Raw genomic sequence first — 26,192 nt, forward strand, 5'->3', positions numbered from 1 at the left:
CAGGCTCTAATCCACATTTTCCTTTGTGACAAACTGCAAATCCACACTGTAATAGGAATTTGCGTGTCCCTCCTGCAGATATTCCTCCAATGCCTGCACACAGTACCGCCCCATCTGCTCCGTATCAATGACAAGCGTTACCGGAATATTCCCCTTCCTGACAGCCTCTAAAATCTGATCTGACTTGTAATACCCCAGGAGCTGCAGCTCCCCCACCTTATTGTAATCAATCATGGCCTGGTAGGCAGCCTCTGTATCCACGGCCTCTGTACACACAAGGACATCCGGGATTCCCTCCTTGCGGAAAAATATGTTCCTTATGGTCTCATCCGCATCCACCTTCCCGGTGGATCGCATGGTCTCCTGTATGAGCCTGACCCGTCCCGATGTGTCCGGTGAAGTCACCAGCAGGTTATTGATCTGTTCTGCTATCTGCACCTGGCTGCTGTTATCCCTGTCGTGGAGCAGAAGCATCACCTCCACATCATCCTTATCCGGCGGCACCAGCTTTAAAATCTGTTCCCCGTACTGCCGGCCCAGCTGGTAGTCATTGACCCCCACAAAACTTATACGGCTGGTATCCGGCGCATCCTTGAGAACCGTGACCACGGGTATTCCCGCCTTACCGGCCTCATTAATCCGCTCATCTATCTTATGGCCGCCCGTGTATTCCAGGATAATTCCATCCACCCCAGAAGCAATGGCCATGTCCATGAGACTCTCTATCTCTATGGTGGAGGAAAGACTCTTTCCCATTAGTTCCACCAGGGCATTGTGCTCCCTTGCAGCCTCCCTGGTGCTCTCGTACACATCCTTCCAGAAAGGCATGTCACAATCCTCCACAATCATGACATAATGGTAGCGGTATTCGTTTCCATCCTCCCCGCCGTCCTTCCCCACCTGATTTAAAACATTCTGATAATAGGAGCTGGTGACCAGCGTGAGGAACAGCACTACCAGTATTCCAGCAATTACAATTATACGTTCCAAGCGTACCCGGGTTTTCATTGTTTTTCTCTGCCTGCCCTCTCAATCAGCCTCTCTATCCCATCCTCAGGGTAGGACAGAAGCTTCCCGAACTCCACGGCAATCCTGTATCTCTCCTGCCCTGTATAGGAGTGGTCTGCAATCAATCGTTTCTGTTGTTCCTTCAGTCCCATATAGCGCTCCAGCACATCGCCGGTCCGGTAAAAGAGGTAATTATACTTACCCTTATTCAACTCCTCGGGGAATAAATCCGTAATAAAAGCCTCGTCCTCCGGATAAAGCTTCACCCCGTACTTCCTGCACAGCTTTTCTGCATCCTGCAGGTAGGAATCCCGTTCCTCCCTGGTATCGCAGGGGTGGCTCATGGCCAGTGTCTTAAGGCCGGCAGACACCATCTCGCAGAAGCAGTCCATGGCTCCCAGCCCGTAGGAATAGGTGTCAATTACATGTACAGCCTCCTCCCTGTTCACAAACTCATACTCCTCCTTGTCCAGAGACAGGGGTATTCCCGACTTACTGGTCACATTCACGCCGCCATACCATGTGCTGTCCACCAAAAAGATATCTCCAACCTGGTATTCCATGGAATATTCATCATTCTTTTTAATAATCCGTATCCTCTGTCCGTCCATAGCTATTTTCCCCCAGCCACACATTATAATAAAATATCGGTATTCCTCTATTTTATAGCCACCCCCAGTTCCTGTCAATCCAACTTACAAACTGCCCCAAGTTTAACAGCGACTGGTTTAACAGCGGCTTATTTTTTCACACTATCAAATCTCCCCCCGGCGTGATATAATTTAATTATCACGTTCAGACTGCGGTCTTAGCCTTAGAAAGACCCGGTACACGGCAATGGAATGATATACGGGGGGATGATTATGGTATTAAGATGTTTTTCGGCTCCGGATGAAAAGGTAAATCTCTGCTTTTATCCCTGCAGCTGCGGCACCGGACCGGGAGACCACGATACATACTGCCAGGAATCACTGTGCATTTATGATACAGACTATACAAAGCTCCTGCTGTCCTATCTGGAATCCGAATTCCCGGAATTTGATGTCTGTTGGGATAACCGCATCCCTGCCGGGACCTGGAATATCATAATACAGAAAATCGAAAATGACATGAGCCATATTCATTTCGATGATACTGTCTTTGACTTTTACAGCCGGTTCATCAGCTGGATTGCAGACGCACTGGAGCAGGAGGACATGATTATAGTGGAGGGGAACCAGTAAGTCCCCCACCTCCCAATAGAAAGCAATGTTTTCTGTCAGGCCATCTGCTATGTCTGCAGCGTACTTCTGCATGACACACTGCGCTGATAATGCATACTTTATGCCTCCCAGCCATAATTGCTGATAAAACAGCTGACAGGAGCTGGTATCACCAGCTCCTGTCAGCTTGCTTAGCGCAATCATAGCCTCAAATTTACATCTAGCATGAATTTACGGGCCTCCCGCTCTTCCTGTTCCATAAGCCCCTTCCATGCCTCTGAAAAATCCTCCCATCTTTTTTCACGCAGCAATTTAATTATCTCCTCTGTAAATCCCATGTACCGTAACTGGAGTTTCTGGTTTCTAATCCGGTATAACATAATGGGATATCCCCAGGTCAGTAAACCATACTGTTTTCGATAACATTCACGTATCATTACCATAGGGCACTGGTGCTCAATCCATTTAAAGTACAGTTCAAAACAAAGATGCACCTTGTTTTCCTGCCTTAACAAATCAAACTTTCCGGTCAAACGCTCCTGTGCCTCCCCGCTGCAGGATTTTATTGTATACAATGTTATATCCCTGATTGTCAAAGCAAGCAGCTGGAGGCTTTCCAGGTACAGGCTCATTCCCTCCAGAATCTCCGGCATCCTGAAATTCATTTTGGCCGTCCTCATTACCACCAAAGTACCCTTTCCATGGAATGACTGGGTGACTCCCAGCTGGGCTAAAAGCATCAGGGTACGCCTTACGGTGGCTACGGATACATCATACCGCTGTGCAATCTGGGGTAACGAGGGCAGATAGCTGCCTATGGGATACGCCCCCTTCACCACCTCCCATATGATGCGCCCGGCCAGGGAATATTTAAGCTAGGGCCTCCTGCGGTAAATATTCCATTGGAACGGAATCCTGCTGTTGTCAATTAAATACATTCCGCCCTCTTTCCTGATAAAAAGGGACATATCTTCCACCATTTTTTTATAAGAACCAAAAAAAATCCGTCTCAACCGGGCAACTATCTCTTCTTTGGACGCTTCCGGTTTCAGTGTTTCCTGAATCTCCAGCAATTTATCTGTCAGATACGGGAAACGTAAATATCGGATTTCTTCCCAGAACAGATTCAGAATCAGCTTGTTTTTCAGTGTGCCCAGTGTCAGGCTGTAAAGCTCCACCAGTATGGATATGACCCCCAGCGAAGGGCAGGCAAGCGCATTTCTGATTTTATCCCAGTCCTGATTCGTCCCTCTTCTCAATCCCTCCAGCCACAACGGCCCCATAAGCAGCGGAACCGAATGAATCATATCTTTTATTCCTTCTTCCCTGAGGGCAAAATATTTTGCGGCATGTTCTCTTATCTTATCCGGTTCAGCTTCATAGACAACAATTGCCGTCCGTTTTCCGTCCATCCTTATATACCCTTTTCGCCCAAGCAGTTCCAAAGCGGATTGAACCGCTGTAGGACCCATATGGAAAAACCGCTCTGTCTCCGCAATAGCCGGAAGGTGTTCACCAGTTCTGTACATCCCGAACAGGATTCTGGTCTCAAAATATTCATAAATCACACGGTAGAGTCCGTCGTCTGTATACATATATTCACAAAAGGCCAACATTTTCATGGGTGGTCCAATCCTATGCGGCTCACTTCCTCCATCTGTAGTTGTTCCACGATATCGTAATATCTCAGTCGCAGCTCCGGATGATTATATTGTACAATGCCTTCTTATCTCCCAGTTTGAAGATTAGACGATAAGTACCTTCCCCGGTGTTCTCAGGAACTGTAATGGTTACAGCAGCATTTCCCTCCCTCTTTGCGCCGTCTCCCTGTCCCAGATCCAAATCGCCGCTTACTTCCCAGCCGTCTGCTTCAATATACGCACCGTCCTCCTTCCTTCTGACTTCAACCTGAATTATTTCCGCCTGCGTAATGTGTTCCATGGAGTATGATACCGTAAATCCAATGGCTGCTCCGGGCGTGGCCACGCGTTCTTCCCCTTGATCAGCTTTCACACTGAGGCCATATACAGGATTCGCTTTTATATTGTAAGTTAATTCTGTACCGGTAATCCTACCTTTACCTGCGTTCACACCTGCTGCAAACAGCTGTGCGCTGATGCGGTTATTTTCCAGTGTCAGACCGGCCGTATCGGTTGTATCCATGATAACTGTATGAGCCTGCCCCCGGTCCAGAATCAAATATACCCTGCCGTTAACAGGGTAGCAGCGTTTTTCTCCGTAGATAAACGCAGTCCCCTTGGGAAACGCCTCACCCTCCGGTGTTGTGAGCACCACTGCCGCTTTGTCTGATAAACGTGTATCCTGCTGGGGAGATACAAAAATGCTGATACGGTGCTCCCCTCTGGCCAGTCCCTCCTGGCTGTCCAGTGTTATTGCAGCCGTTGAATTATTGACTGTAAAATACCCGCCTACGGAGTCAGCTCCCGTGTCATTGCGCAATCTCAAACTGTATTCCCCCGGCATAAGACTGGCTGTTTTGTCAAATGCCGCTATGACTGTAATTGTTTTGGCGGCAATATTTTCATTAAATCGACTACTCCCCCACATCTCTGCAAAATTGTCCAGAGGAATTTTTCCGTCCTTCTCTCCCCCTGTCAGGGTATAGAGATAGTATCGGTTTCCGCTCAGCAGTGTGAGCTTAGCACCGTCCGGCAGCGCGTGTCTGATTCCACTGCTGTCCCGCAGCTCCAGCCACACACTTGAAGCGGCGAGGGTTCCATTCTGACTTCCAAGGGTGAACATCGCAGTAACAGCACTCTCTTGAGATATTACCACCGGAGCTGTATCATTCATACCCTCATATTGTTTTCCGGATGCCATCTGAACAGCCGAAACAATAGATTCTTTCCAGTGAATATTCAGTGTGACGGGAACCTTATTCCCATCTGCGTCAGACAGTGTCAAAATAATTTCGTCTGTGTCCTTAGGCGCAAAAGCACCATGATTGTACAGTACAAAATCTATAGGGGCCTCATACCGGCTGTCCGTTGTTCCGAGTAAAACCGTACCGGCAGATTCTTTATACGTGCTTATATCATATGGTTCGCTCATAAGATTCGCGGTATTCCACCCCTGGCTCTGGACAGGCTGCAGAGTGACCGCCACATCATAATGTTCCAATTCACTGTTTACAGCTTTCAGTGTGATTCCATTTTCAGGTACCTTAACCCCTGCCAGACTCAGGTTTCTGCTGGAATCTGCCGGGATCACCATCCTGCCCGTATAGCTTCCGCTCTCCGACGCATAAAGGTCAATCGTCTGCTCCGACAGCGCACTGGCCCTGGTGACAACCTCCACATTCATGGTTATCTCCTCCGCCAGGATATCGCCCGCGTACCGTTCCACCACCACGCTCACCGTTCCCAGGTTCTGACTTATACGAATTCCATCATTATAATAGGTCAGTTTAAATTCAATGTTCGGAATGCCTGACGTTTCCTGGTCCAGGACATGATATTCCCAATCCTTTCCGATGATTGAATTACTGTTATCTGTTCCGGCCGTCTGGTCTGAGATAACATTTGAAACCACTTCTGTTTTACCGGTATTCTGCCACATCACTAAACCAAAAGTGGAAGCCGGTGTGTTCCGTATCCTCGCTTTTTCCTGCTCCGCGCTCACATCCGGACCTGATGTGATCCACGTTCCTGTTTCCAGGTTCATTGCCGCGTCCACCAGTGTCATTTTGTCTGACAGCGTAATTGATTTGATTGCATATCTGATATTCTCTGTATCACCAACAGGCGGAAGCTCGATGGTTCCCTCTGCCGCGGCAAAGCCATCCTCTCCAATCCCCAGGCTGTCTGAATTGCGGGCTGTCAGCACAACGTGGCGTGTAGCACCGGCATTATCTCCTGCCACCTTCCAGTAGCGGTACGACGTGCCTATATTTGTGTATCCCAGCTCCGTCTTTTCTCCGGGAACCACAAAACCTCCGTCTGATGGATTAAGAGTCTCTGTCTTCGCCCTGGCAAACGCATATGCATCCGCCGTATCACCTGCAATCATATAAAAATATCCTGTAACGGCTCCATACTCTTCCGAGTCCCCCTGGGATGTGTTGGAAATACGGAATACAGTACCGGTGGAAAGTACCACTGTATTTGGGCAATGCGCAAGATCTGCCTGGGTTACCACCTTGCTTTCCGTGTCATCCACGCTTTTCAGATTTGCCACACTGTTGGACGCCGAATCCAATACCAGGGTACTTCCGCCTTCTAAAACAAGACTGTTTCCCAGTTCTCCCAATTTATCAAAATTCCCTTTATCCCCAATCCGATTCAGGGAATAGGGAGTCGTCTGATTCGAGTTTGCAACATCAGACTGGCCGGCCAGCCGGACATGAGTCTGAATCAGGCGTACCTGATCTGCTCTTTGTATGGATGTAACTGTACCTGTAACCTGTTCCGGCTGTCCGCCGCCAGAGGCAGCCGCGCCAAAATGATCCAGCGTTACCAGACGCACATCACCAGCGTCGCAGGATGCACCGCTTCCAAACACACCGCCCGCAATCTCCATCTTTTTGCCGCCAGTATCCCCCGCGCCAAAACTGTAATCTGTTCCGTCAATATAAACATGAGAAAAACCGTTTACTGTTATGGTATCATAATTCAGGTCAGCGCTGTCACCGCCGTAATCACCGCCCGCATAAACGGAACCGCCCACAGACAGGCCGGAGGCGTCTAAAACTGGTTTTTCCTCTGCATGGGATTTATAATAGTTGCATTTATCAATGGCTCCCAGTCCAATATGGACATGGGTGGAACCATTAACAATTCCCTGGAAACCTCCACCAAAAACCTTACCGCTGACAGTACCGCCTGCCAGATTTACAAATACAAGGCCGGACGCGGATTTCTCATCCTGTTCTCCGCTTTTACCGTCATTACTCAGCTCGCTTCCTCCATAGACATTCCCGCGAACCCAGCCGCCCGTCATATTGACCGTAGAACCCCCGTAAACAAACCGGTCGCCTACTTTTCCCAGCGCACCACCATATATGGAGCCGTTTACGGTTCCGTTGGCCATATGTACAGCCGCCCTCCCATGGGTCAGCCCCGCTTCTCCGCCGCCATAGACGTTTCCTTTGATGGTTCCTCCGCTGATGATTACATTTGTTGAGCCCTCTACCTCAGCTACCTTCCCCCCTCCATAGACATAACCTTCTATTAGTCCGCCTTTTATTTCAACCGTAACCTTTGAGTTCTTACATACCCTGGCAGATTTTTCAAACCCGGCCTTATTGACTCCCTCGCCTCCGCCGTAGATATTACCTTTGATTGTACCTCCATTTACCGTAATATTGGCCTCTCCATCCAGGTATGCATTTCCCTTGCCATAATCCTTTTGCGTGTACCCTTGGCCGCTTGCATATATGTTACCTGTTATAACAGCGTCATTGTCTATTGTGATGTCTGCCTTTCCGGTTAAACTGCCGAAATCAGCTGCCGGGGTTCCATTTACATCGTTGCCGCCATCAACTCCCGCCTCCCCGCCTACGCCCGCGGCGTATATATTGCCTACGGTTCCCGCTGACACGGATATATTTACCTTTGTTGCATCTTCGCCGCTTACTACGTATGCAGCAGAGCCGGAGCCATAGATGCTTGAAATACTTCCTCCCGTCACAATGATGTCCAGAATTCCCTGATACGTCGGGATGCCTGTTGCCCTTCCTGAGCCTGCCCCGTAGACCATATTAACAGTCCCGCCGGAAATATTAATTGAAGTTTTCCCCGTGTACGGCGCCTTCACATTGCTGAATCCCTGGCATCCGCCGATTATTTTGTTTACTGTTCCTCCTCGGATATAGATGCCTACATTCCCGTTCTTAATCTCCCCGCTGGCGCTTCCGGCTACAATGGTGTCAACTTTTGCAGTTCCGTCCACAATGATAACTGCCTCGTTGTTATTTGCGTCAACAGATCCATTGCTCCGTATATATCCTATAATCCTGGCAATACTGCCGCTGCGGACCTGAATGATACCCGGCTTTACTGTCAGAGTACCATCTTTTGATGCTCCGTACAAATACAATCCACTGCATGAAACATTATCCCCTATGGTTATATTGTGGCCATTCCCATATAGATGGTTCATCTTTTCAATGGTCAGTGAATCAAACGTGATATCCTCATACAAATGAAAATCACTTTCTGTTCCCGCTGCAGTACTGAAAAATTCTATGTCTGCCGTAATTCCTTTGATTGTCACCGGAACCGCATGTTCTTTCAGAAAATCAGTTGTATTGCCATAGTCATAATCTTGCATTAAGATAATCTGATTACCGTCTGACGTTCCGCCATCCTCCCTGGATTTTAATTTTTTCACAGCAGCTTCCACGGTTTTAACCGGGGCATTTTCCAAACCAGAATTGCCGTCATCCCCGCTGGTCTGATTCACATAAACCGTTTCAAGCACAGCCACCCCGTTTGCAGGCTCCGAGTACAATGTAACAGAGCTGGCCGCTGTCATGCTTCTGGTCATCTTCACAGGAGTCACCGCGCAGCGGAACCGCATTCCCATATCCCCTGCTTTCACGGAACGTTTATATACAGGTGAGTCCTCACCTGCAATATCTTCCCATAGACCATCGTCTCCATTTCCATGATTATCAGTCAGGTTAACATCTTCGCCGTATGGGTTCTTATCATCCGGGATATCCGCACCCTGTGCTGAATACTGCCATTGATACAAAAAGGCATAGCCGTCCATGCTGTTTACCGTTTCACCGGTTTCCTTATCAAACAGGGTGTAGATCGCTGTCCCGCCCTGCCGTTCTGCCCTGACGCCCATCTGATATGTTCCAACGGGCTTCCAGACAGAATACAGGTTGAGATGCTCCTCCCCAGTATCCGTATATGTTCCCGGAACCAGTGCTTTAGCCGGTTCTGTCCCTGGTTCTAATGTCCATCCCGCAAATTTAGCAGTAAAAATGGCATTGTCATCCCATGGGCATTTTATTTCTTCAGGACATTCCGGCAGACACACCTGCCCTTCACAGGCCGGAAGTTCCATCTCCATCATATCATCCAGAATTACCGTAATACAACTGTCCGCCATCACATAACCTGCATATTCCGCCGCCTCAATAAACGTACCATTCTCAGGAGAACATATGACCATACCGGTCTGCCCTTCATAGAAAACAGTTTCCGGATTCTCTATCTTCTGCTGTGAAATATATTCAATATCATAGTCCGGATTTTCAGCTTCAAGGTTTTCCGTTACCTTTTGAGGTCTGCTGTCCTTACCGCCCGTTCCGTTTTCACTTTCAGACGGCAGCTCCTGGTTATGGCTGCCCTGTCCGGCTGCATCACCCGGCTTATCTCCAGATGTTCCAGATGTATCCCCGGCCTCAGTATTGTCCCCACTGTCCATACTGTCATCCTTGGATAATCCGCCTTCCTGTCCGCTGCCCGTGTCAGGGCTGCCCCCGCCATCAGCGTCCGCATTATCACCGCCGGTATCCGTACTACCGCTGTCTACATCTGTATTGCCGCTTCCGGTATCTGTACTACCGCTATTGGCATCCCCACTGCCGGTATCCCCGCTTCCGTTGTTAGTGTCCCCACCGCCGCCGGTATCCCCGCTTCCGCTGTCGGCGTCCCCACCGCCGCCGGTATCCCCGCTTCCGCTGTCGGCGTCCCCACCGCCGCCGGTATCCGCGCCTCCGCTGCCGGCATCTCCACTATCGTCACCGGAGTCTGCGCTTCCGGCATCCATGCCGGACTCACTGCCAGAGGAATCCGAATCCCCTTCCGGCATTCCTTCTCCCACGAAAGGGACCTGATGATTTTCAATTCTTGCTATCAGGGAAAGTGTATCCCCATGTGCCGTCTCCTCCTGTTCTGTCCGCTCCGTCTCCTCCTGCTCCGTCTCTTCCGGTTCTGTCCGCTCCATCTCCTCCTGCGTCTCTTTCGGTTCTGTCCGCTCCGCTTCCTCCTGCTCCGTCTCTTCCTGCTCCGTCTCCCCCTGTTCTATTCTATCCGGTTTCCCCGGTTCTGTCTCCCCCTGTTCTGTCTGTTCCGCAGTTTCCTGCTTGGTTTCTTCTCTATTTCCTTCATTAACAGCGTTCTCATCTCCGGTTTTATCCGCTTCTCCGTTTTGCTCCCCTTCTTCTATCCGTTCCTCAGAGGTTACTTTCTCAGCCTGAGACGGGGTCGCCAAAGTGATTGTCTCACTTTCTTCGGGCTCTGCTTTTTTCCATTCTGTGATTTCTCCTCCTTCAAATTCGTTTCGAATCACAGTGAACCGTGCGGCCTGAGCCGGACTTTCTCCAGAAAACGCATAATCCCCGATTCCCACAATACTTTCAGGCAGTATAAGCTCCCCCTGTAATCCGCCCAGCCCATAAAAGAGACAGCTCCCAATATAGGTAATCCCATCCTCAATGACCAATGTCCGGATTTCATCTGCATATTCTGCAAATGGAGCCGTATCGCAACTGAAATCTCTTGTATCGCCATATCCTTTAACCGTCAGTACGCCGTCTTTCAGAACGGCTTTCACATCACTGCCAATTTCAAAGGTTCTCCGTTTTCCTTCTGTTGCATATGTAAGCATGGACCCGAAGTTCAGATTGCTCAATACAAGAGAAAAAATAAGGCAAAACGCCAGTATGCGCTGCCGATTGTGTCTCTGCCTCCTCAATTGAAATTTCTGGCGTTTCCCATCCATTGCATTCCCTCCACTACATAAAAAATTGACTGTTATTCTGGTTGAGCCGCAGTATTATCCGCCGGATTGGCTTAAATCAATTGCATCGGCAAATGAGTCCTTACCCGATAATCCTATATCCGCCTCTGATTTCAGCAGTACCAATGAATAAATCCCGTATCCGGGCGAATGAAATGTGCATTTATTGTCTTTATAACCAGTGACCCGGATATCCGCTTCATCCGGTATCACACCTGAAGGCAATGTGACGGTTATATCCTTTTCCCCGTCCGCACATACCATGGTCAGCACAGCCGCGTTGCGGCCGCTCTCATCCTCCACTACATACTGATTACCCAGCTGCCTTTTAAATACACCCGTAAGGGTTTTCTTATAAGGAAACACAGATTCCGCCACCACTCTTATTTCCTCTAATTCTACTGTTCCTCCGCCGCCTTCAGGTTTGGCCGCGGGAATCACTGAAATCGGCACAGTGCTTTTTTCACCGGCTTTTATTGTTCCCTGAATCCCGGTATCGCCTCCCTCAACCGTGCCTCCCGTCACACTCACCCTGTATGTTATATCCGCAGAGGTTACCCGCTCTGAATCCGCAAAGTTATAGAGTTCAATTGTGAAGGACTGCGCCATTGGATCAATAAAATACGCCGCAGTTCCCCCATCCTCTTTCAGTAAATCACTGGTAAAGTAAAATGTCTGTGCTTCCACAACTCCGCTCTGGCTTTCCTGTTTCATATAACGCGCAGCCGCTATGCCTGCCAGAGACAGCATAATCCCCGCAGCAGTAATCAGCATAAGAGCCGCCCTCTGCCGTTTCCTGCGGATTTTGTTCATCATTAGACGCCTCCTATTCTTGTATAGCCGGCACAGTCTGTTCCGAGCTGACTGTCAGTGTCACCAAATCAATCTCATCCGTATATTCAGTCCCCGCCTTGTCCTCCGGCCATGAAACAGCCAGAGTATATGTATGAATGGCGGAAACTGAATGGGGCAGACGGCCGCCCCGGACAGCCGCCATCCCGCCATTGAAGGTCAATGTTCCATTCTCTCCCGTATTCACGAATAATCCCTGATGATCAGGATTACTGTTGTCATAGGTAAGAGCAAAGTCCAATGGCAGATTCCCCGTTGTCTCAACTATTATGGAATAATCCTGTCCCACTTCACTTGTGACTCCATTTTCCGTATTGGTAACCTCAAAAATATAGGTTTTTTTATCCCCAGGCCGCAGTCCGCTTACATTGATATCAATGGTACTGCTGCCGCTGCCCCAGGCCGCCACCGTGGCAGCCGCCATGCCATTCTCCTGAGCCGTAAACCGTGCATAGGAGAACGACCATACAGATATGCTTGCGGCCGCAAGCAGCAGGCCGTATCCTGCAATTCCGGTTTTCGTCAAATGCTTTCCCATTCTTATATGTTCCCTCCAGATTGTTTGACCATCCCAATCATATCCGCCCCCAGAAAAACTGTATTTTCCCGCGCGCCTTATAAAACCGTCCTTTTCCCGTGCATGTATCTACGGACCTTCCTGCTGAGCCCATATTTTAAGCCTGACCCTATAATCAAGGTCTGCCTTGCCTGCATTTGTGTCAATCCCGTCCTTTCCGCTCTCATAAGGCCACTGCCACTCCAAAAGATAGGATTTGCTTTCACCTGCACCCAGGCGTACGGTATCACTTTCCGCAGCGCCGCCGTTTTGTGTATCCCACCAATCGGTAAGCGGCTTTCTGTCTTTATATGTAACAATACGGAAACGCATGGGAATGTGTAAGCTGTCTTCCTCAATTGATAGGGTAAAGATAACATGAAAGGAATTATTATTTTCAAGTATAAACGGGTAGCTTCCTTCCGCGCCCGGCAAAAGGGTCTGCACATTTCCCGACAAATCGGAAAACAATTCTATTTCCTGACCTTGTGTCCAGCTCACACGAAAATTCGGAATCGGTCCTTCATCTTTGTCATCTCCGCCGCCTCCGTTATCACCGCCGGTCTCTCCACCGCTGTTTCCGCTATTGCCTCCGCTGCTGTCTCCGCTATTACCTCCGCTGCTGTCTCCACTGCCGCCTCCGCCGCTAATGCCTCCCCCGTCCTTGTCATTGCCTTCGCTGCTATCTCCACTGACGCCGCCGCTTCCCGCATTGCTTTCTCCGCCTTCCCCGGATCCAAGTCCGGCATTAACACCGCCGCTGCCATTCCCAATTTGAGAGGAATCATTACGTTCCGCCGGGTTCGTCCCAGTGTCATAGCCGTTTCCTGATACACTTTCATTCGGTCCGGCGGGATTACCATGTGTATTTGAATCTGGACCACTTGTACCTGTCCCGATAGGCGACACCTGATTATCACCGGATATAACAACACCACCTGCTCCCGGCTGTCCGCGCAGCCCATCTGGTGTAAGGATTACGGTTCCATTCTCGTTCCTCTCAATCATCGTTTCTCCCGGAAGTAAAATATTCCCATTTTCCAGCAGTTTGGTCCCATCAGGCAAAGCTGCATCCTGTTCCGGGTAAATCACCTGGTTTTCCGGGGTCAAAAGAGCGATCCCCAAAGGTCCCTCACTTGCCGGCGCAACCACAGTTTTGTCTGCTGTAATCACCAGACCGCCTGGTGTGACAAGTGTTCCCTCCCAATAATACGCTTCCCCTGTTGGTGTCACAAGACGGCCGTCTGATGTCAGGTAGGTCAATTTCTCCGGATTAATATACAATGAGTTATTCTTTTCATCCAGCTCGATTGCCACCTCCATCAGCCTGACATCGACTGCCACCTCAATGGTATACTGCCCGTTTTGCTGCAGGCTGACATTGACTCCTGATTCCGCCTGAGCCGAAAAAAGGTTGACTTTCCGTTCTCCCAAAACATTACCCGTACGGTCCAAAATACGAATCTGGTGCTCCCCGCCCTCCACATGAAAAAACGTAAAGCTCCCGTTTGTGTCCGTAACGGTTTCCCTTGGTTCACTGTGAAGCTGAACCCTCCCCTGAGCATAGGGCCTGCCATTGGTATAATTAATTTTTCCTGCCAGATGAAATATCTGCTGCATCTGCTGCTCTGCTGCGTCTCCATCAGGTGTCAGAAGTATTGTGTCGATTCTCCTGCCTGATGATTCGGGAAATGCAGATCTGCCGAGAATATATCCCGCCGCACAGGAGGACAAAAGCATAAGTAAAAATAACAACAGTAACGGAATCCATTTATGATTCCCTGTCTTCTTTTCAGGAGCAAATCTATTTCCATGTTTTTTTATCATATTTGCCTTCTCCTCTGCTGATAACCGCCGTTGATATTCGGTCTATGAGAAAAAACGCGGCGACTTGCCACGTTCTTTCTCTTAGGCTGAATACTCTGAAACATCCTGCCTCCGGCACAGGGAGGCGGAGTTAGTTACGCTGTTGGAGCTGTTGTTTCCGTTGGTTTTGTCTGCGTACCGGTGGCTTTAATCTTCAGCTTCCAAGACTTTCCTGCATACTTATTGTCGTTTTTATCTGCTTCTGCGGTATCTGCGCTGCCATAATCCCATTTCCAGCTGACGGTAATGGTCCTTTTCATAGCATCGTCTCCTGCTGCATGCTCAATTTTTCCTTCTATTTCATTGCCCAGACTATAATCTGTACCATCAACCTGGAACACCAAATCATCCGGTAAATCCGGCGTATCCGGCTCAGATGACTTGTCAATTGTAACAATATAATCAATACCCACATCACTGCCCGTTCCGTCCAGCACAATGTCAAATGATCCCTGTGTTCCCGGAGCAATGACATTATCACCAATCGTTTCCCCCTTATAGGCAGTTCTTCCCATATCAATTGAACTTAGCGCAGCTCCATTATTTCCGGTTGCCTTAAACTCCCAGGCAGCCACTGTTGCCTCTGCTTCGCCTTCTACCTCAGTAACAAACTTTGCCAGTGTCCCCCCTGTCAGACAGGTTGTCATCAGAGTCAATACCAAGGCTAATGCACCAAGACGTGCTACATAAGATTTTTCTCTCATATGTATTGTCCTCTCTTTCATTTCAAACTGGGAACCATATATAACAGCCCAGACATGGTTCCCAAGTGTCTGAATCGCTGCACCCAGGTATTCCTCCTGGTTCTATAACGGCTTTTCTCACACTGTGCCTGTGAAATCAGCCGGTGCATCCTAATTTCACTTACTGTCCGGATCTCCCTTTTCTCTGGACCTGTATTCTCTCAATTCTGCCTCCAGAGCAGCCCTGTGTTCTGCCTCCTCCCTGTCAAGGCGCCTTCTTCTCCAGATATCCCACAGAATAAACAGGCACAACGGGCATATCATAAACAGAATCATTCCGGCTGCAGACTGCATGAACATAATCCCACTACCCATCCCGGGAATTTTACCTCCGCGCCAGATTCCCTGTACCTGGTCCGCGCTTACGGCCTGCCGGTCTGCTGTATTGTTCCCGTCGCCCTGCGTGACATACCGTACCTGCCCATCCTCTCCCTCCCGAATTCCTACAATCCTGTGTGTAATGGCCTGGCCGGAGTCCAGATAACAGATCACGTCACCTGTTTGAAGCCGGGCCGGATCCGTACTATGTAAAAATATCATATCCCCTGTCTGTATCACCGGCTCCATGGAGCCGGACAGGACAATAACAGGTTTTATACCAAATACTCCCGGCATCTCACCGGGCTTTGTGTAGGTGCTGATAATCAATGTCAGGTTTATAAAAATCACCGGTATAAAGATAACGCACAATATCCCGCCCATAACGGACCGGACTGAGATCTTCCTGTCTCTGCTCATTTGCCTTCCTCCTTTGAAGAAATGTCATGCTGCAGCTTCTGCCTGAGCCGGAACATCTCCCGGCAGGACTCTATATAAGCCATGTCATGTTCCTGTGAATCCCCTCTTTTCTCTTCCGGAGCAGCCCCATTTGTAAACACATTCACAATAAACTGGTTCCTATCATGTTCCATTTTCCTATGCGCCTCCCCCCAATGCTCAGCCCCGTCCACTCCATGGTCCCGGATCTAAGGAGGGCGGCATATCAGGATTAAGTAAAACATACAATAATAAAGCCTGCGCTGCATACACAGGCCGGCTTCACAAATCATGCAGCTGGCTGACACCTCTTTTTAGAGAGAAATCCCTGTAGCTTTGCGTCACTAGCTTTCACCAGTTTTGCTAATTATTTTTTATATCATTGGTTTTCTTAAAAGCTGCGTCTGCTGAGGATATCACATAATATACATTATGTAATAGACTTCCGATGAAAAGAATAAAAACGCTTTCATCGGGAACCTTTGCTATATCCAAATTTAACTCTGCTCATGTGTTTTGGGAAAAATAATGAAAAGTCAGAGGCCAGAAACTGGAAAACTATTGAAAAAAGCTGACTTTAGATGCATAATAAAAACGGGATGAGGATATCCATGTTAATGACCATGACATAATGTATATTATGTTCTGGTCATTTTTATATCAGCAGGCACATCCTTGACAATACACGGGCATGCTCCTCTTCACTGGTAAATGTGTAAATTCTGGTATACTCAATATTGGAGTGGCCCAGGATATCGGCCAGATGCACGATATCCTTCTGCATCCGGTAATAAGTAACCGCGAACAGATGGCGCAGATTATGCGGAAAAACTTTTTCCGGGCTGACCCCGGCCTCTTTGCACAATGCCTTCATTTCTGCCCATACATTACAACGGTTAACCGGTGTACCATTTTTGGTGACAAAAACAGGTCCGGAGTAGATTCCATTCTGCCTGCAGTATTGGAGCAGGCATTTTTTCAGCTTCTTTGGCAGAAAGACTACGCGCTCCTTGCCTTTGTTGTAAATAGTGATTCTTCCTCTCTCCAGCGCCTCCCTAGTGATAAAACGGTGCTCGCTGACACGGATACCGGTACTGCATATTGCCTGGATCATAAGAAACAGGCGGCTGCTTGATTTTGCCTTTGCAGCCAGGATCAGCCTGTTATATTCCTCTTTAGTCAGCTCTTTATCCTTTTTCCGAAATGGATTTCTCTGTATCTTAAATAGTTTTACCTGACAGTCCTTTTTTCCGATAAAATCCAGAAAACGGTTTACTGATACCAGCATGCTGTTGGCGCTTGTTGTTTTGTATTTCCCAATGATTGCCTGCTTATATCCAACCACCACTTCTTTTGAAATCTCTTCACGGTCAGACAGCCATGATAGGAAAGCCAGGACATCCCTTCCATATTTTTCAATGGTTGCAGCGGAACGTTCTTCCTCCAATAGATAATTTCGAAACAGACATAGTTTTTCCTGAAATTCGCCATATATATTCATACGTTTCTTTCTCCTGTCATTTTTTGTGCCATTCTGTATTATCCTAACATAAAGGAATGTCCATGGGGAAGGTAGGGGTATTTTACAATTTATGGTATTTTAGCATCTATTTTTTGTAATGCTTTCATATGTTAGTTTTATAGGTCCTGGGGCATTTTGCGCCCTTTTAGGACATAAAAAAACCAGTTCACCCTAATGATGAACTGGTTGATACCATTGGCCGGTATCTGCCGTGCCTTTTTCACTACAGCCTATAACTGAAAACATGCTGAGGATTCCGCCGCTGCTGCGTTGAGCCTATGTTCTATGTGAATTGCACCTACCATTTAATTTGTATACTTACCCTTTCTCACATCCCAACCAGCTCCAGCGGGCACGTATACTCTTCCCTAATTTTCATATGCCCCGTCTCACACCCTGTTTTCCTCAACAGCCGGCAGTATATAATCCCTGACCATCAGCCACCTGTTCTTCGCCTCCGGCACAAAACCGGACGCAATCGCCGCCACCAGGTTCCTGTCAGGAACCCAGCAAATCATGTTTCCTCCATCTCCCATGGCGGCGTGGACAGCCACTCCTTTTTTCTCAAACCGCCACCACATATAACCATAGCGGCTGAAGGTTCTCTTCACAGACTGACGGACCCATGATTCTGAAATGATACGCGCTCCATTCCACCTGCCCATGTTCAGATACAGAAGGCCGAGCCGCGCCATATCCCTGGGAGTCATGGTCAGCCCCCATCCGCCTGCGGTGACGCCGTCAGGATCGTGCACCCACCCCCTGACTCCTTCCCCAAACAGACTGTCACATGTATAGGTTTCCATGGGATAATCCGGAATCACCGTCATTCCAACAGGCTCAAACAGATAGCGGTTTGCAAATTCTCTGGTACTCATCCCAACCGCCCGCTGTAAAACCGCGGACAAAAGATGGGCTCCTGCCGTACAATATTGGAAATGCCTACGGGGTTTATCGGTTTCCCTCACATCCCTCATCATATCCAGGGTGAATCCCACCCAGTCGGGAGATGTACACAGCTGTTCCAAGGGTTCCTTCCATTCCTCAAAAGCATAGGGCACCGTCATAGTCAGCAGATTTTCAATGGTCACATTCCCGCAGTTCCTGTTATGTGTTTCCGAAACATACTCCGGTAAATACTCCATTATCCTCCGGCTGACAGACGGTATATATCCCTTGTCCACCGCAATGCCCGTCAACGCGGACAGCACGCTCTTAGTCACCGATGCCACATGGACCGGAACATCCGGTCCAAAGCCATGAAAGTACTCCTCACAGACAATACAGCCATTTCTGACCACCACGATGCCATTGGTATTTGCGTATTCTGATGTGATAACCGAACGCAGTTTTTCAGGTAATGCCCGGTCCATGCCCTGCTCCCCGGGATCTGTTGTCCGCCACTCCGGGACAGGCCAATTTTCATTTTGCATCATATAAGCTCCTTCACGTTTATAGGTACACCGGTGTATGAAAAAAGCATATAATGATTAAAAATGAAAAGCAAGAACATTTTTAAAAATGATAACAGGATACTATATAAGGCACTGCACGTCACAGGACATGATAATGGGGAATGATGTCCTCATAACTCCCATCCTTCATAAGGAATCCTCCTGGTATCACGCCCAACTGTGTAAATCCAAGCTTTTCATACAGATGGAGCGCCGACGCATTACTCTTCACCACAGCGTTAAACTGAAGTATCCTGAATCCCAGCTTTTTCCCCTGCTCCATGCAATGCTTCACCAATGCCTCTCCGATATGGTGTCCCCGCAGCTGGGATTTAACCGCGTAGCTGGCATTGCAGATATGGCCGCAGCGCCCCACATTATTGGGATGGAGAATATACAGTCCCACGATTTCTCCTCCCCCACCGTCATACGCAATCCCTGTAAATGACTGCTCTGAAAAAAAACGGTTCCCTGTCTCTGCCGTAAGAAGCTCCAGCTGCGGAAATGCCGCTCCCTCCTCCACAATATGGTTCCATATCCTGACTGCCTCTTCTGCGTCCGCCTCTGTATACTCCCGTATCCTGATATCCATATCTGTAAAATCCCCTTTCCTCTATGTAAAATCATTTTCCATTCTTCTTAAGCCCTTACTCCGTTACTATAAACAATTGCAGGCGGAAAATCAAGGCACTCAGTTCTGTTTTGCGGCATTGACGGTATTCTGAATGACGTTAAGAATGTCCTGTTAACATTTTCCAATACCTGCCAGTTGTTCAAAAGGACTGCGGCAACAATCCATTGCAGCAGTCCTCTTAACTTTTGTTTTTTATTTTCTGTTTTCTGTTCTTCAGCCTTTATCTCTCATCTTCTGTCTTTTATCTCTTATCCCTCAGCATAACATCATGTGCCCCGCCTTCCACAATACTGGTGGAAGATACCAGGGTGATTTTTGCCTTCTCCTGGAGCTCCGGAATGGTAAGCGCCCCGCAGTTGCACATGGTGGAGCGCACCTTGCTCAAAGTGAGGTTCACATTGTCCTTAAGGCTGCCGGCATATGGAACAAAGGAGTCCACGCCCTCCTCAAAGGACAGCTTCTTATCCCCGCCCATATCATAGCGCTGCCAGTTCCTGGCTCTGGCGCTGCCTTCACCCCAGTATTCCTTCATGTAGCTTCCATTGACATTCACCCTCTTGGTAGGGCTCTCGTCAAATCTGGCAAAGTACCGTCCCAGCATGATGAAATCAGCGCCCATGGCCAGCGCCAGCGTGATATGGTAATCGTGTACAATGCCGCCGTCCGAACAGATGGGCACGTATACGCCAGTCTCTTTATAATACTCGTCCCTGGCCTTTGCCACCTCAATCAGGGCCGTGGCCTGTCCTCTTCCGATTCCCTTCTGTTCACGGGTAATACAGATGGCGCCGCCGCCAATTCCCACCTTGACAAAATCAGCTCCTGCCTCTGCCAGGAACCGGAATCCGTCTCCGTCCACAACATTGCCGGCTCCTACCTTCACCGAATCCCCAAAATTCTTCCGGATGTAGTCAATGGTAATCTTCTGCCACTCAGAGAAGCCTTCGGAGCTGTCAATGCACAGCACATCCGCTCCCGCGTCCAACAGGGCCGGCACACGCTGTTCATAGTCCCTTGTATTGATACCTGCTCCCACCATATACCGCTTGGAGCTGTCAATGAGTTCGTTCTCATTCTTTTTATGGGTGTCATAGTCCTTACGGAAAACCAGGTACACCAGCTCCTGGTTCTTATTCACCAGCGGAAGGCAGTTAATCTTGTGCTCCCAGATAATATCATTGGCTTCCTTCAGGGTAGTGGACTCGTCAGCATAAACCAAATTATCCAGCGTTGTCATAAAGTCCTTTACCTTAGTGTCAGGTCCCATCCTGCTGACACGGTAATCCTTATTGGTGACAATGCCTAACAGCTTTCCGTTGGGCTGTCCGTCCGCAGTCACCGCAATGGTGGAATGGCCTGTCTCCTCCGTGATGGCCAGCACATCTGCCAGCGTCATATCCGGCGATACATTGGAATCACTCACCACAAAACCGGCCCTGTACCGCTTCACCTTGTGAATCATCTCAGCCTGCTTCTCAATGGCCTGGGACCCGTATATAAAGGAAATCCCGCCTTCCTGCGCAAGGGCAACAGCCATCCTGTCATCCGATACGGACTGCATGATGGCAGAAACCATGGGGATATTGATGGATATGTCCGGTTCTGTTCCTTTCTTATATTTTACCAGAGGCGTCTTCAGATTCACCTGGGAAGGGATACACTGGGTGGATGAATAGCCTGGAATCAGAAGATACTCGCTGAACGTGCGGGAAGGTTCCTCAAAATAGAATGCCATGTTATTTCTCCTTTTCAATTTTATATTTATTCTCCGCCGAACCTTGTAACTGGTACTATCATATCATGCCCCCATATCTTCCGTCAATCAATGAGCGGACGTTCTCCGTCATGTATTATCATATACGCAGCAGTTCCAGTCAGAGCGTCTCTTTGCCTGAAGTCCGGCCCGGCCGTCAGTCCATATATACCCGCGACCCGGTGGCACCCTTCTGCCCCTGGTATTTTCCATTGTATGGTTTCAGGGCTGTGTCATCCATTTCCGCAAACACAAGCTGGCCAACCCTTCGTCCTGCCTTCAGCTCAATGGCACATCGGTTTGCATTAAACAGTTCAAGGGTAATCTCCCCCTGAAAGCCCGGGTCCACCCAGCCCGCATTCTGTATGAACAGACCCAGACGCCCCAGGGAACTTCTCCCCTCCACAAAAGCAGTCAGGTTGTCAGGCAGGGAAACATACTCCATGGTTGTGGCAAGCACAAACTGGCCCGGAAGAAGGATGTATGTATCTGTATTTATGGTCTTGTACCTGACCTCATCCTTTAAAGTAATGACTCCCGTGGATAAATCCTCCACAATACTGAAGGTATTCCCCAGACGTATATCCACACTGGCCGGCTGTACCTGCTCTTTATCTAACGGCGTGATTGACAAGGTACCTGCCTCCAGCATTTTAAATAGTGTCCTGTCTGATAAAATCATAGTGTCTCCCTCCCATATTAAGCGTTACTATATTTTATCCCATAACCCCTGCGCCGGCAATATAAATTTACCAATCATTATTCTCCGGCTTCCATGAAAATAAACAGAGCCGGTTTTCCCCAACAGGAAAAACCGGCCCAATCTGCCGTCACTCTATTTACAGGGTATTATTCCGCCCTGCGTTATTCTGTCTTGCATTTTTCTGCCCTGCATTATGTCATCCAGCATATCCTTACACTCATCATATGAATCCACAATCAAATCAGCTTCACTTACATCCTGCTGGATTCCCGAGCCGCGGTACGCCGCCACCCGGGCTCCTGCCAGCCTGGCAGCGTGTATGCCCACAGCGGAATCCTCAAACACAATGCACTTACAAGGCTCCGCTCCCAGATAATCCATTGCCTTTTTATAGCACTCCGGATCCGGTTTATGGTTGGCGCACATATCGCCGCATATGACAACATCAAACAGCGCGGTCATCCTCATCCGGTTCAGTGCAATCATAATCAGCCGGGTGGAGGTAGAGGTCACCAGTCCTGTCTTCATTCCCCGGCCCCGTATCTCCTGAATCAGGGATACCACCCCCGGCATGGGGCGGATACAGCTGTTTTCGTATGTATTTCCCACCTGCCGGCGCTTTCCCGCCAGGTCCTCTGCCGTGACCTTGACCAAAGACCTGGAAAGCAGGCTCTCGATTCTGGCTTTGTCATTGGTACCGATTAAAGCCTTCCGGTCATCATCCGTCAGTTGGATTCCAAAGGCCGACAGGGCCTTTTCCAGATATGCTGCATTGCTCTCCTCTGTATTTGCAATAACACCGTCAAAGTCAAACAGCACAAACTCCGTTCCCATAGGCGCTCCGTCTACTGTGCGAACAGCCTGCGGGCATTGGTCTGTATGTACGCAATCTCATCCCTGGAAAGGTCGCAGAAATCGCTGTTTTCCATGGAGCAGTTGGAATCCTGGACATACATCATCTTGGTATCCTTCTGGGTGATGGAATAGAACCAGCACTCTGCCGGCACATTATACACCTTCCCCTGCTCCATCAAAGTCAGTTCAATCTTAAACCCGTCATCCGCCTTCGCTGCGGTAATCAGAATCGCCTTTCCCGCTGCCAGAATAAACTGTTCATCCGTAGAATGATGGATTTCCAGGTGGGCAATACCGTCAATGTCATTGTCCGGCTTCCAGTTCTTGATACTGACAAGCCACTTTTCATTTTTATAAACACACAGGATACCTTCACCATTATTTTCATACACATCCGGTCTCATTATCATTTCCTCCTAAATTATGAGCACTTAGCGCAGTGGCTGGTTATGAGCACTTAGCGCCTGTTCTCCAGACTCTTACGTGCGATACATGTCACTGGCACCTGGCTCCTATATTTCAGTCCTCCCAAGAACAGGCACGCCGTAGCCAAATGCCCCTTCTTTGGCGCACATTTTAGCCGCAAACGCAGCTCCCCTCTCCATTGCTTCCACCAGTCTTTCCTTCATGCGCTCCTCTGTACCCTCCACCACAGCACCTGTCTGCGAGGTTTCTAACAAAGAGCACAGGAAGGCTGCAAAGTAAGAATCACCTGCGCCCATGGTATCGATCACATCGTCCGCATGGACAGCGGGCGCATACAAAAAGCTGTCATCATACAGTACATAGGATCCGTCCTCCCCAATGGTGCCAAGGACCACCTTAACTCCATAGGACTGTACCTTCTTCATCTCCGTTTCCCGCTCCTGCCTGGTCAAATGGGCGCAGGAAAGAATGGCCACCGTGACATACGGGCACACCTTCTCCAGATACGCGTCTGTCCATCTGGTGGAAAAATCATAGGCAATGGCAACTCCGGTTTCTTTAAGACTCTTTAAATCATCTTCGATGTAAGAATTCAAATTAGTATAAATCAGATTAAATTGGCTGATATACGCAAAATCCTCCTCTGTAAAATCATAGCCATACTCCCTGGCGACTCCTCCCTTATTGGAGCCCAGAAATACCCGGTCATTTCCTTTCAGTGTCACCAGGGCAAATCCGTTCTCACCCTCATGGCAGCGGCTATGGCTGTCGTCAATCCCTATCTGCTTCAGTGTATCCCGGACACATTCAGCCACCTGGTCAGTGCCGTATTTTCCAAGGTAAGCAGTATAAGCCCCGTTGAGTTTGGCGTACACACATGTATTGACACACTGGCCCCCCGGGTACATCCTGCCTCTGGAAAGGTATTTATCACAGACATTATCTCCCACCGCGATTATTTTGTAATCCTTCATTTCATTTCCCGCTTTCTTTTATTTATATGGATTGAACTGCCGGATGATTTCCGTGGCCCGCTTCTTTCCCCTGTCCATACATTGGGATATGGATTCCCCCAGGCTTACGCCATAGGTAAATGCTGCGATATAGGAATCCCCGGCTCCCACCGTGTTCACCACAGGCACCTTCTCTGCTTCCTTTTCATAGAACCGGTCCCCGTCATAGGCAAGGCTGCCGTGTTCTCCTAACATGGCAATCACAGTACCGGTGCCCTTTTTTCTCACTTTTACCATGAAGTCCCTGATATAGCTGTCGTCCCGGTCATAAGAGAAAAATGCGTAGTCAAGATAGGGCAATATCAGGTCATTGCCCTCCTGCTCCAGCCGTTTGGAAAAATCATACACCCAAATCTGCCCGGGCTGCTTTAACTCCTTAATATAGCGGTCAATCCTGGACCAGCGCTCAGCGTATACAATATCAAAGGATTTCACAAATTCCAGGTCCTCTCCTGAAAGTTCAATCTCCTCCATGGCATTCCCTTCAAAGTGAAGATGCTTCTTATCCCCATCCACAATATCCATGGTGGCCATTCCGGTGGGGCGGTCCGCGCGTTTCAGAACGCGAAGGGCTATTCCCCTCTCCTTCAGGCGTTCTTCCAGAGCCATGGCAAATACGTCATTGCCAAGAATGGTCATCTCCGTCACATCACCGCCCAAATCCCGGTAATTAAACGCAAAATCAATGCTGTTTCCGGTGAGGTAATACCGGTCCAGCTTATAGTACACATCAATGCAGTTATCTGCCATTGCAATTGCCCGCTTCATGTTCTATTCCTTCCTTTCCCCCACAGCGTATATCATATAATGGCGCATTTTGATTCCGTCGTATTCGCAGAAATAAATGTCCGCTGCATGGCCCAGCTTCAGCTCTCCCCGCACAATGGGAAATACACAGTGATTTCCTGTCAGCAGGGACTTCAGATGACCCGGTGTGTTTCCTCCGATGGTCCCGTATGTGGGCAGGTAATGGTTATGATGGTACGGATAGTCCTCCGGGGCAATGCGGCTTAAGCATTCCATAATGTCTTTTTCCACACAGTCCAGGCTTTCATTGACCGTGATGCCCGTGGTGGTATGCTCCGTGATCACATAGACCAGCCCGTTCTCAATCCCGCTTTCTTCCACAAACGCTCTGACCTCAGGGGTAATCTTAATCATCTCAAATTCCCGGTCCGCACAGACAGCTGCTTCCTTTAGTTTGAACTCCATCTATCTATTCCTCCAATCCCCAAAGGGTATGCCCGGCATTTTTATGCATGTCCCAAAAACCTGAGGGCATTTTTATAATATATGTTCTCAAGGGTTTCGGAAGAGAACCCCAGACTGTCCAGTCCCCGCTTGCACCGGACAGGCCGTATTCTGGGCGAACCGGAGCCAAACATGATTTTACGGGAAATATTATGCTCCACCCACAGCTCCCCCATATCTTCCTTAAATACCTTATGGTATATCTGGTAAGGGCCGTCAAAATTCATCAGCGCCGTGCTTGTATAACAATTTTCATATTTCAGAAGAAGGGCGGCTGTCTCCTGGACCCAGGGCCATCCCACATGGGTCAGGCAGATATTGATATCCGGATATCTGCAGCATATCTCCTCAAAATCAGCTGGTCTGGAAAACCTTGAAAATGCCTGCTGTTCCAGGCTAAGTCCTGAGTGAAAGATAATCGGCCTGCCAAATTCCCTGCATATGTCATACAGAGGCGTCAATCTCTCATCATAGGGATACATGTGAAGCCTGGCCGTATTGACATACAACCCCTTCAGTCCCAGCTCTCCAAATGCACGTCTGAGTTCATCCGCCCCATCCTTATTTCCCGGATCCGCCGCCGCAAACCCGATAAAAAAATCAGAATCACAGGCTGCCAGCTGCGCTATCTCATCATTGGATATGGCTGGTTCCCCTGTTTTAGATGAATTGTCATCCGGCAGCATGAAAATCTTCTGTATATCGGCCAGGGCATACTGCTTCTTCAGCAAATCCATGTCCGAAGGTCCCATCAGATGATAATTCATCTCATCGCACCGTTTTCTGAATCTGTCCCTGTCCCGGCAGATTGGTCCAAAAAGCGCGGGGCGTATATGCGTATCTATTACCATGTCTGTTGCCTCCCTGTCTATCGCATTTC

Annotated in this window: 23 protein-coding genes and 1 riboswitch; of the genes, 1 reads left to right on the forward strand and 22 read right to left on the reverse strand. The window is 48.8% G+C overall.

The genetic code is table 11. From position 1 onward, the window contains the following. Window positions 1–6 precede the first annotated feature (6 nt). The gene (locus tag CGC65_RS24875; protein WP_002565515.1) at window positions 7–1,008 is read right to left on the reverse strand and encodes a substrate-binding domain-containing protein; all 1,002 of its coding nucleotides are present in this window, start codon (window positions 1,006–1,008) and stop codon (window positions 7–9) included. Beyond that, the gene (locus tag CGC65_RS24880; RefSeq protein ID WP_002565516.1) at window positions 1,005–1,619 is read right to left on the reverse strand and encodes a hypothetical protein; all 615 of its coding nucleotides are present in this window, start codon (window positions 1,617–1,619) and stop codon (window positions 1,005–1,007) included. The genes CGC65_RS24875 and CGC65_RS24880 overlap by 4 nt, the downstream gene beginning before the upstream one ends. A gap of 252 nt (window positions 1,620–1,871) precedes the next feature. On the opposite strand from CGC65_RS24880, the gene CGC65_RS24885 reads away from it, so the two are divergent. Then, window positions 1,872–2,231 carry a hypothetical protein gene (locus tag CGC65_RS24885; RefSeq protein WP_002565517.1) on the forward strand — a complete coding sequence of 120 codons (360 nt, stop codon included), beginning with the start codon at window positions 1,872–1,874 and terminating at the stop codon, window positions 2,229–2,231. 179 nt (window positions 2,232–2,410) lie between these two features. Here the strand turns inward: CGC65_RS24885 and CGC65_RS31945 are convergent, their stop codons facing one another. From CGC65_RS31945 to CGC65_RS24975, 20 genes are all read right to left on the reverse strand, one after another. Further along, window positions 2,411–3,073 carry a GntR family transcriptional regulator gene (locus CGC65_RS31945; RefSeq protein ID WP_105105464.1) on the reverse strand — a complete coding sequence of 221 codons (663 nt, stop codon included), beginning with the start codon at window positions 3,071–3,073 and terminating at the stop codon, window positions 2,411–2,413. 12 nt (window positions 3,074–3,085) lie between these two features. Continuing rightward, window positions 3,086–3,832, reverse strand: coding sequence for a helix-turn-helix domain-containing protein (locus CGC65_RS31950; RefSeq protein ID WP_002565519.1), 747 nt, complete (start codon window positions 3,830–3,832; stop codon window positions 3,086–3,088). Window positions 3,833–3,896: 64 nt separating this feature from the next. Continuing rightward, complete coding sequence (locus tag CGC65_RS24895) at window positions 3,897–10,910, reverse strand: leucine-rich repeat domain-containing protein (RefSeq protein WP_002565520.1); 7,014 nt, start codon at window positions 10,908–10,910, stop codon at window positions 3,897–3,899. Window positions 10,911–10,964: 54 nt separating this feature from the next. Beyond that, window positions 10,965–11,744 (reverse strand): hypothetical protein, encoded by a 780-nt coding sequence (locus tag CGC65_RS24900; protein ID WP_007035754.1) that lies wholly within the window; start codon window positions 11,742–11,744, stop codon window positions 10,965–10,967. A 10-nt stretch (window positions 11,745–11,754) separates the two neighbouring features. Then, the gene (locus tag CGC65_RS24905) at window positions 11,755–12,318 is read right to left on the reverse strand and encodes a hypothetical protein (protein WP_002565522.1); all 564 of its coding nucleotides are present in this window, start codon (window positions 12,316–12,318) and stop codon (window positions 11,755–11,757) included. Between the two features lie 108 nt (window positions 12,319–12,426). After that, on the reverse strand, window positions 12,427–14,163 hold the full coding sequence (locus CGC65_RS24910) for a carboxypeptidase regulatory-like domain-containing protein (RefSeq protein WP_002565523.1): 1,737 nt from the start codon (window positions 14,161–14,163) through the stop codon (window positions 12,427–12,429). Window positions 14,164–14,297: 134 nt separating this feature from the next. Further along, window positions 14,298–14,906, reverse strand: a complete 609-nt coding sequence (locus CGC65_RS24915; RefSeq protein ID WP_002565524.1) for a hypothetical protein — start codon at window positions 14,904–14,906, stop codon at window positions 14,298–14,300. 156 nt (window positions 14,907–15,062) lie between these two features. Continuing rightward, complete coding sequence (locus CGC65_RS24920; protein WP_002565525.1) at window positions 15,063–15,683, reverse strand: signal peptidase I; 621 nt, start codon at window positions 15,681–15,683, stop codon at window positions 15,063–15,065. Then, window positions 15,680–15,856: a hypothetical protein gene (locus CGC65_RS31455; protein ID WP_002565526.1), complete on the reverse strand. Its 177-nt coding sequence runs from the start codon at window positions 15,854–15,856 to the stop codon at window positions 15,680–15,682. Before CGC65_RS31455 ends, CGC65_RS24920 begins: the two co-directional genes overlap by 4 nt. A 134-nt stretch (window positions 15,857–15,990) precedes the next feature. Next, a riboswitch (cyclic di-GMP riboswitch) is annotated at window positions 15,991–16,076 on the reverse strand. A 280-nt stretch (window positions 16,077–16,356) separates the two neighbouring features. Further along, window positions 16,357–17,202, reverse strand: a complete 846-nt coding sequence (locus CGC65_RS24925; protein WP_002565527.1) for a tyrosine-type recombinase/integrase — start codon at window positions 17,200–17,202, stop codon at window positions 16,357–16,359. Window positions 17,203–17,612: 410 nt separating this feature from the next. Continuing rightward, complete coding sequence (locus CGC65_RS24930) at window positions 17,613–18,659, reverse strand: serine hydrolase domain-containing protein (RefSeq protein ID WP_002565528.1); 1,047 nt, start codon at window positions 18,657–18,659, stop codon at window positions 17,613–17,615. A 118-nt stretch (window positions 18,660–18,777) separates the two neighbouring features. After that, window positions 18,778–19,269, reverse strand: coding sequence for a GNAT family N-acetyltransferase (locus CGC65_RS24935; RefSeq protein ID WP_002565529.1), 492 nt, complete (start codon window positions 19,267–19,269; stop codon window positions 18,778–18,780). A 283-nt stretch (window positions 19,270–19,552) separates the two neighbouring features. After that, a complete protein-coding gene (locus CGC65_RS24940; RefSeq protein WP_002565530.1) occupies window positions 19,553–21,046 on the reverse strand; it encodes an IMP dehydrogenase in 1,494 nt (497 codons plus the stop codon). A 175-nt stretch (window positions 21,047–21,221) separates the two neighbouring features. Further along, a complete protein-coding gene (gene dcd, locus CGC65_RS24945; protein WP_002565531.1) occupies window positions 21,222–21,746 on the reverse strand; it encodes a dCTP deaminase in 525 nt (174 codons plus the stop codon). A 153-nt stretch (window positions 21,747–21,899) separates the two neighbouring features. Next, window positions 21,900–22,601: an HAD family hydrolase gene (locus CGC65_RS24950; RefSeq protein WP_002565532.1), complete on the reverse strand. Its 702-nt coding sequence runs from the start codon at window positions 22,599–22,601 to the stop codon at window positions 21,900–21,902. Between the two features lie 11 nt (window positions 22,602–22,612). Then, complete coding sequence (locus CGC65_RS24955; protein WP_002565533.1) at window positions 22,613–23,026, reverse strand: hypothetical protein; 414 nt, start codon at window positions 23,024–23,026, stop codon at window positions 22,613–22,615. Window positions 23,027–23,134: 108 nt separating this feature from the next. Continuing rightward, a complete protein-coding gene (locus CGC65_RS24960; protein WP_002565534.1) occupies window positions 23,135–24,022 on the reverse strand; it encodes a fructoselysine 6-kinase in 888 nt (295 codons plus the stop codon). Window positions 24,023–24,040: 18 nt separating this feature from the next. Next, complete coding sequence (locus tag CGC65_RS24965; protein ID WP_002565535.1) at window positions 24,041–24,829, reverse strand: PfkB family carbohydrate kinase; 789 nt, start codon at window positions 24,827–24,829, stop codon at window positions 24,041–24,043. 3 nt (window positions 24,830–24,832) lie between these two features. Continuing rightward, window positions 24,833–25,273 carry a secondary thiamine-phosphate synthase enzyme YjbQ gene (locus CGC65_RS24970; protein WP_002565536.1) on the reverse strand — a complete coding sequence of 147 codons (441 nt, stop codon included), beginning with the start codon at window positions 25,271–25,273 and terminating at the stop codon, window positions 24,833–24,835. 41 nt (window positions 25,274–25,314) lie between these two features. After that, complete coding sequence (locus CGC65_RS24975) at window positions 25,315–26,163, reverse strand: amidohydrolase family protein (protein ID WP_002565537.1); 849 nt, start codon at window positions 26,161–26,163, stop codon at window positions 25,315–25,317. Window positions 26,164–26,192: the final 29 nt, after the last annotated feature.

It is taken from the genome of Enterocloster bolteae (assembly GCF_002234575.2).
Lineage (GTDB): Bacteria > Bacillota > Clostridia > Lachnospirales > Lachnospiraceae > Enterocloster > Enterocloster bolteae.

Bases quoted from the DNA above. Each gene is read 5' to 3' on its own strand.
- CGC65_RS24875 (WP_002565515.1), bottom strand. From the start codon at position 1,008: ATGAAAACCCGGGTACGCTTGGAACGTATAATTGTAATTGCTGGAATA.
- CGC65_RS24880 (WP_002565516.1), bottom strand. From the start codon at position 1,619: ATGGACGGACAGAGGATACGGATTATTAAAAAGAATGATGAATATTCC.
- CGC65_RS24885 (WP_002565517.1), top strand. From the start codon at position 1,872: ATGGTATTAAGATGTTTTTCGGCTCCGGATGAAAAGGTAAATCTCTGC.
- CGC65_RS31950 (WP_002565519.1), bottom strand. From the start codon at position 3,832: ATGAAAATGTTGGCCTTTTGTGAATATATGTATACAGACGACGGACTC.
- CGC65_RS24895 (WP_002565520.1), bottom strand. From the start codon at position 10,910: ATGGATGGGAAACGCCAGAAATTTCAATTGAGGAGGCAGAGACACAAT.
- CGC65_RS24900 (WP_007035754.1), bottom strand. From the start codon at position 11,744: ATGATGAACAAAATCCGCAGGAAACGGCAGAGGGCGGCTCTTATGCTG.
- CGC65_RS24905 (WP_002565522.1), bottom strand. From the start codon at position 12,318: ATGGGAAAGCATTTGACGAAAACCGGAATTGCAGGATACGGCCTGCTG.
- CGC65_RS24910 (WP_002565523.1), bottom strand. From the start codon at position 14,163: ATGATAAAAAAACATGGAAATAGATTTGCTCCTGAAAAGAAGACAGGG.
- CGC65_RS24915 (WP_002565524.1), bottom strand. From the start codon at position 14,906: ATGAGAGAAAAATCTTATGTAGCACGTCTTGGTGCATTAGCCTTGGTA.
- CGC65_RS24920 (WP_002565525.1), bottom strand. From the start codon at position 15,683: ATGAGCAGAGACAGGAAGATCTCAGTCCGGTCCGTTATGGGCGGGATA.
- CGC65_RS31455 (WP_002565526.1), bottom strand. From the start codon at position 15,856: ATGGAACATGATAGGAACCAGTTTATTGTGAATGTGTTTACAAATGGG.
- CGC65_RS24925 (WP_002565527.1), bottom strand. From the start codon at position 17,202: ATGAATATATATGGCGAATTTCAGGAAAAACTATGTCTGTTTCGAAAT.
- CGC65_RS24930 (WP_002565528.1), bottom strand. From the start codon at position 18,659: ATGATGCAAAATGAAAATTGGCCTGTCCCGGAGTGGCGGACAACAGAT.
- CGC65_RS24935 (WP_002565529.1), bottom strand. From the start codon at position 19,269: ATGGATATCAGGATACGGGAGTATACAGAGGCGGACGCAGAAGAGGCA.
- CGC65_RS24940 (WP_002565530.1), bottom strand. From the start codon at position 21,046: ATGGCATTCTATTTTGAGGAACCTTCCCGCACGTTCAGCGAGTATCTT.
- dcd (WP_002565531.1), bottom strand. From the start codon at position 21,746: ATGATTTTATCAGACAGGACACTATTTAAAATGCTGGAGGCAGGTACC.
- CGC65_RS24950 (WP_002565532.1), bottom strand. From the start codon at position 22,601: ATGGGAACGGAGTTTGTGCTGTTTGACTTTGACGGTGTTATTGCAAAT.
- CGC65_RS24955 (WP_002565533.1), bottom strand. From the start codon at position 23,026: ATGAGACCGGATGTGTATGAAAATAATGGTGAAGGTATCCTGTGTGTT.
- CGC65_RS24960 (WP_002565534.1), bottom strand. From the start codon at position 24,022: ATGAAGGATTACAAAATAATCGCGGTGGGAGATAATGTCTGTGATAAA.
- CGC65_RS24965 (WP_002565535.1), bottom strand. From the start codon at position 24,829: ATGAAGCGGGCAATTGCAATGGCAGATAACTGCATTGATGTGTACTAT.
- CGC65_RS24970 (WP_002565536.1), bottom strand. From the start codon at position 25,273: ATGGAGTTCAAACTAAAGGAAGCAGCTGTCTGTGCGGACCGGGAATTT.
- CGC65_RS24975 (WP_002565537.1), bottom strand. From the start codon at position 26,163: ATGGTAATAGATACGCATATACGCCCCGCGCTTTTTGGACCAATCTGC.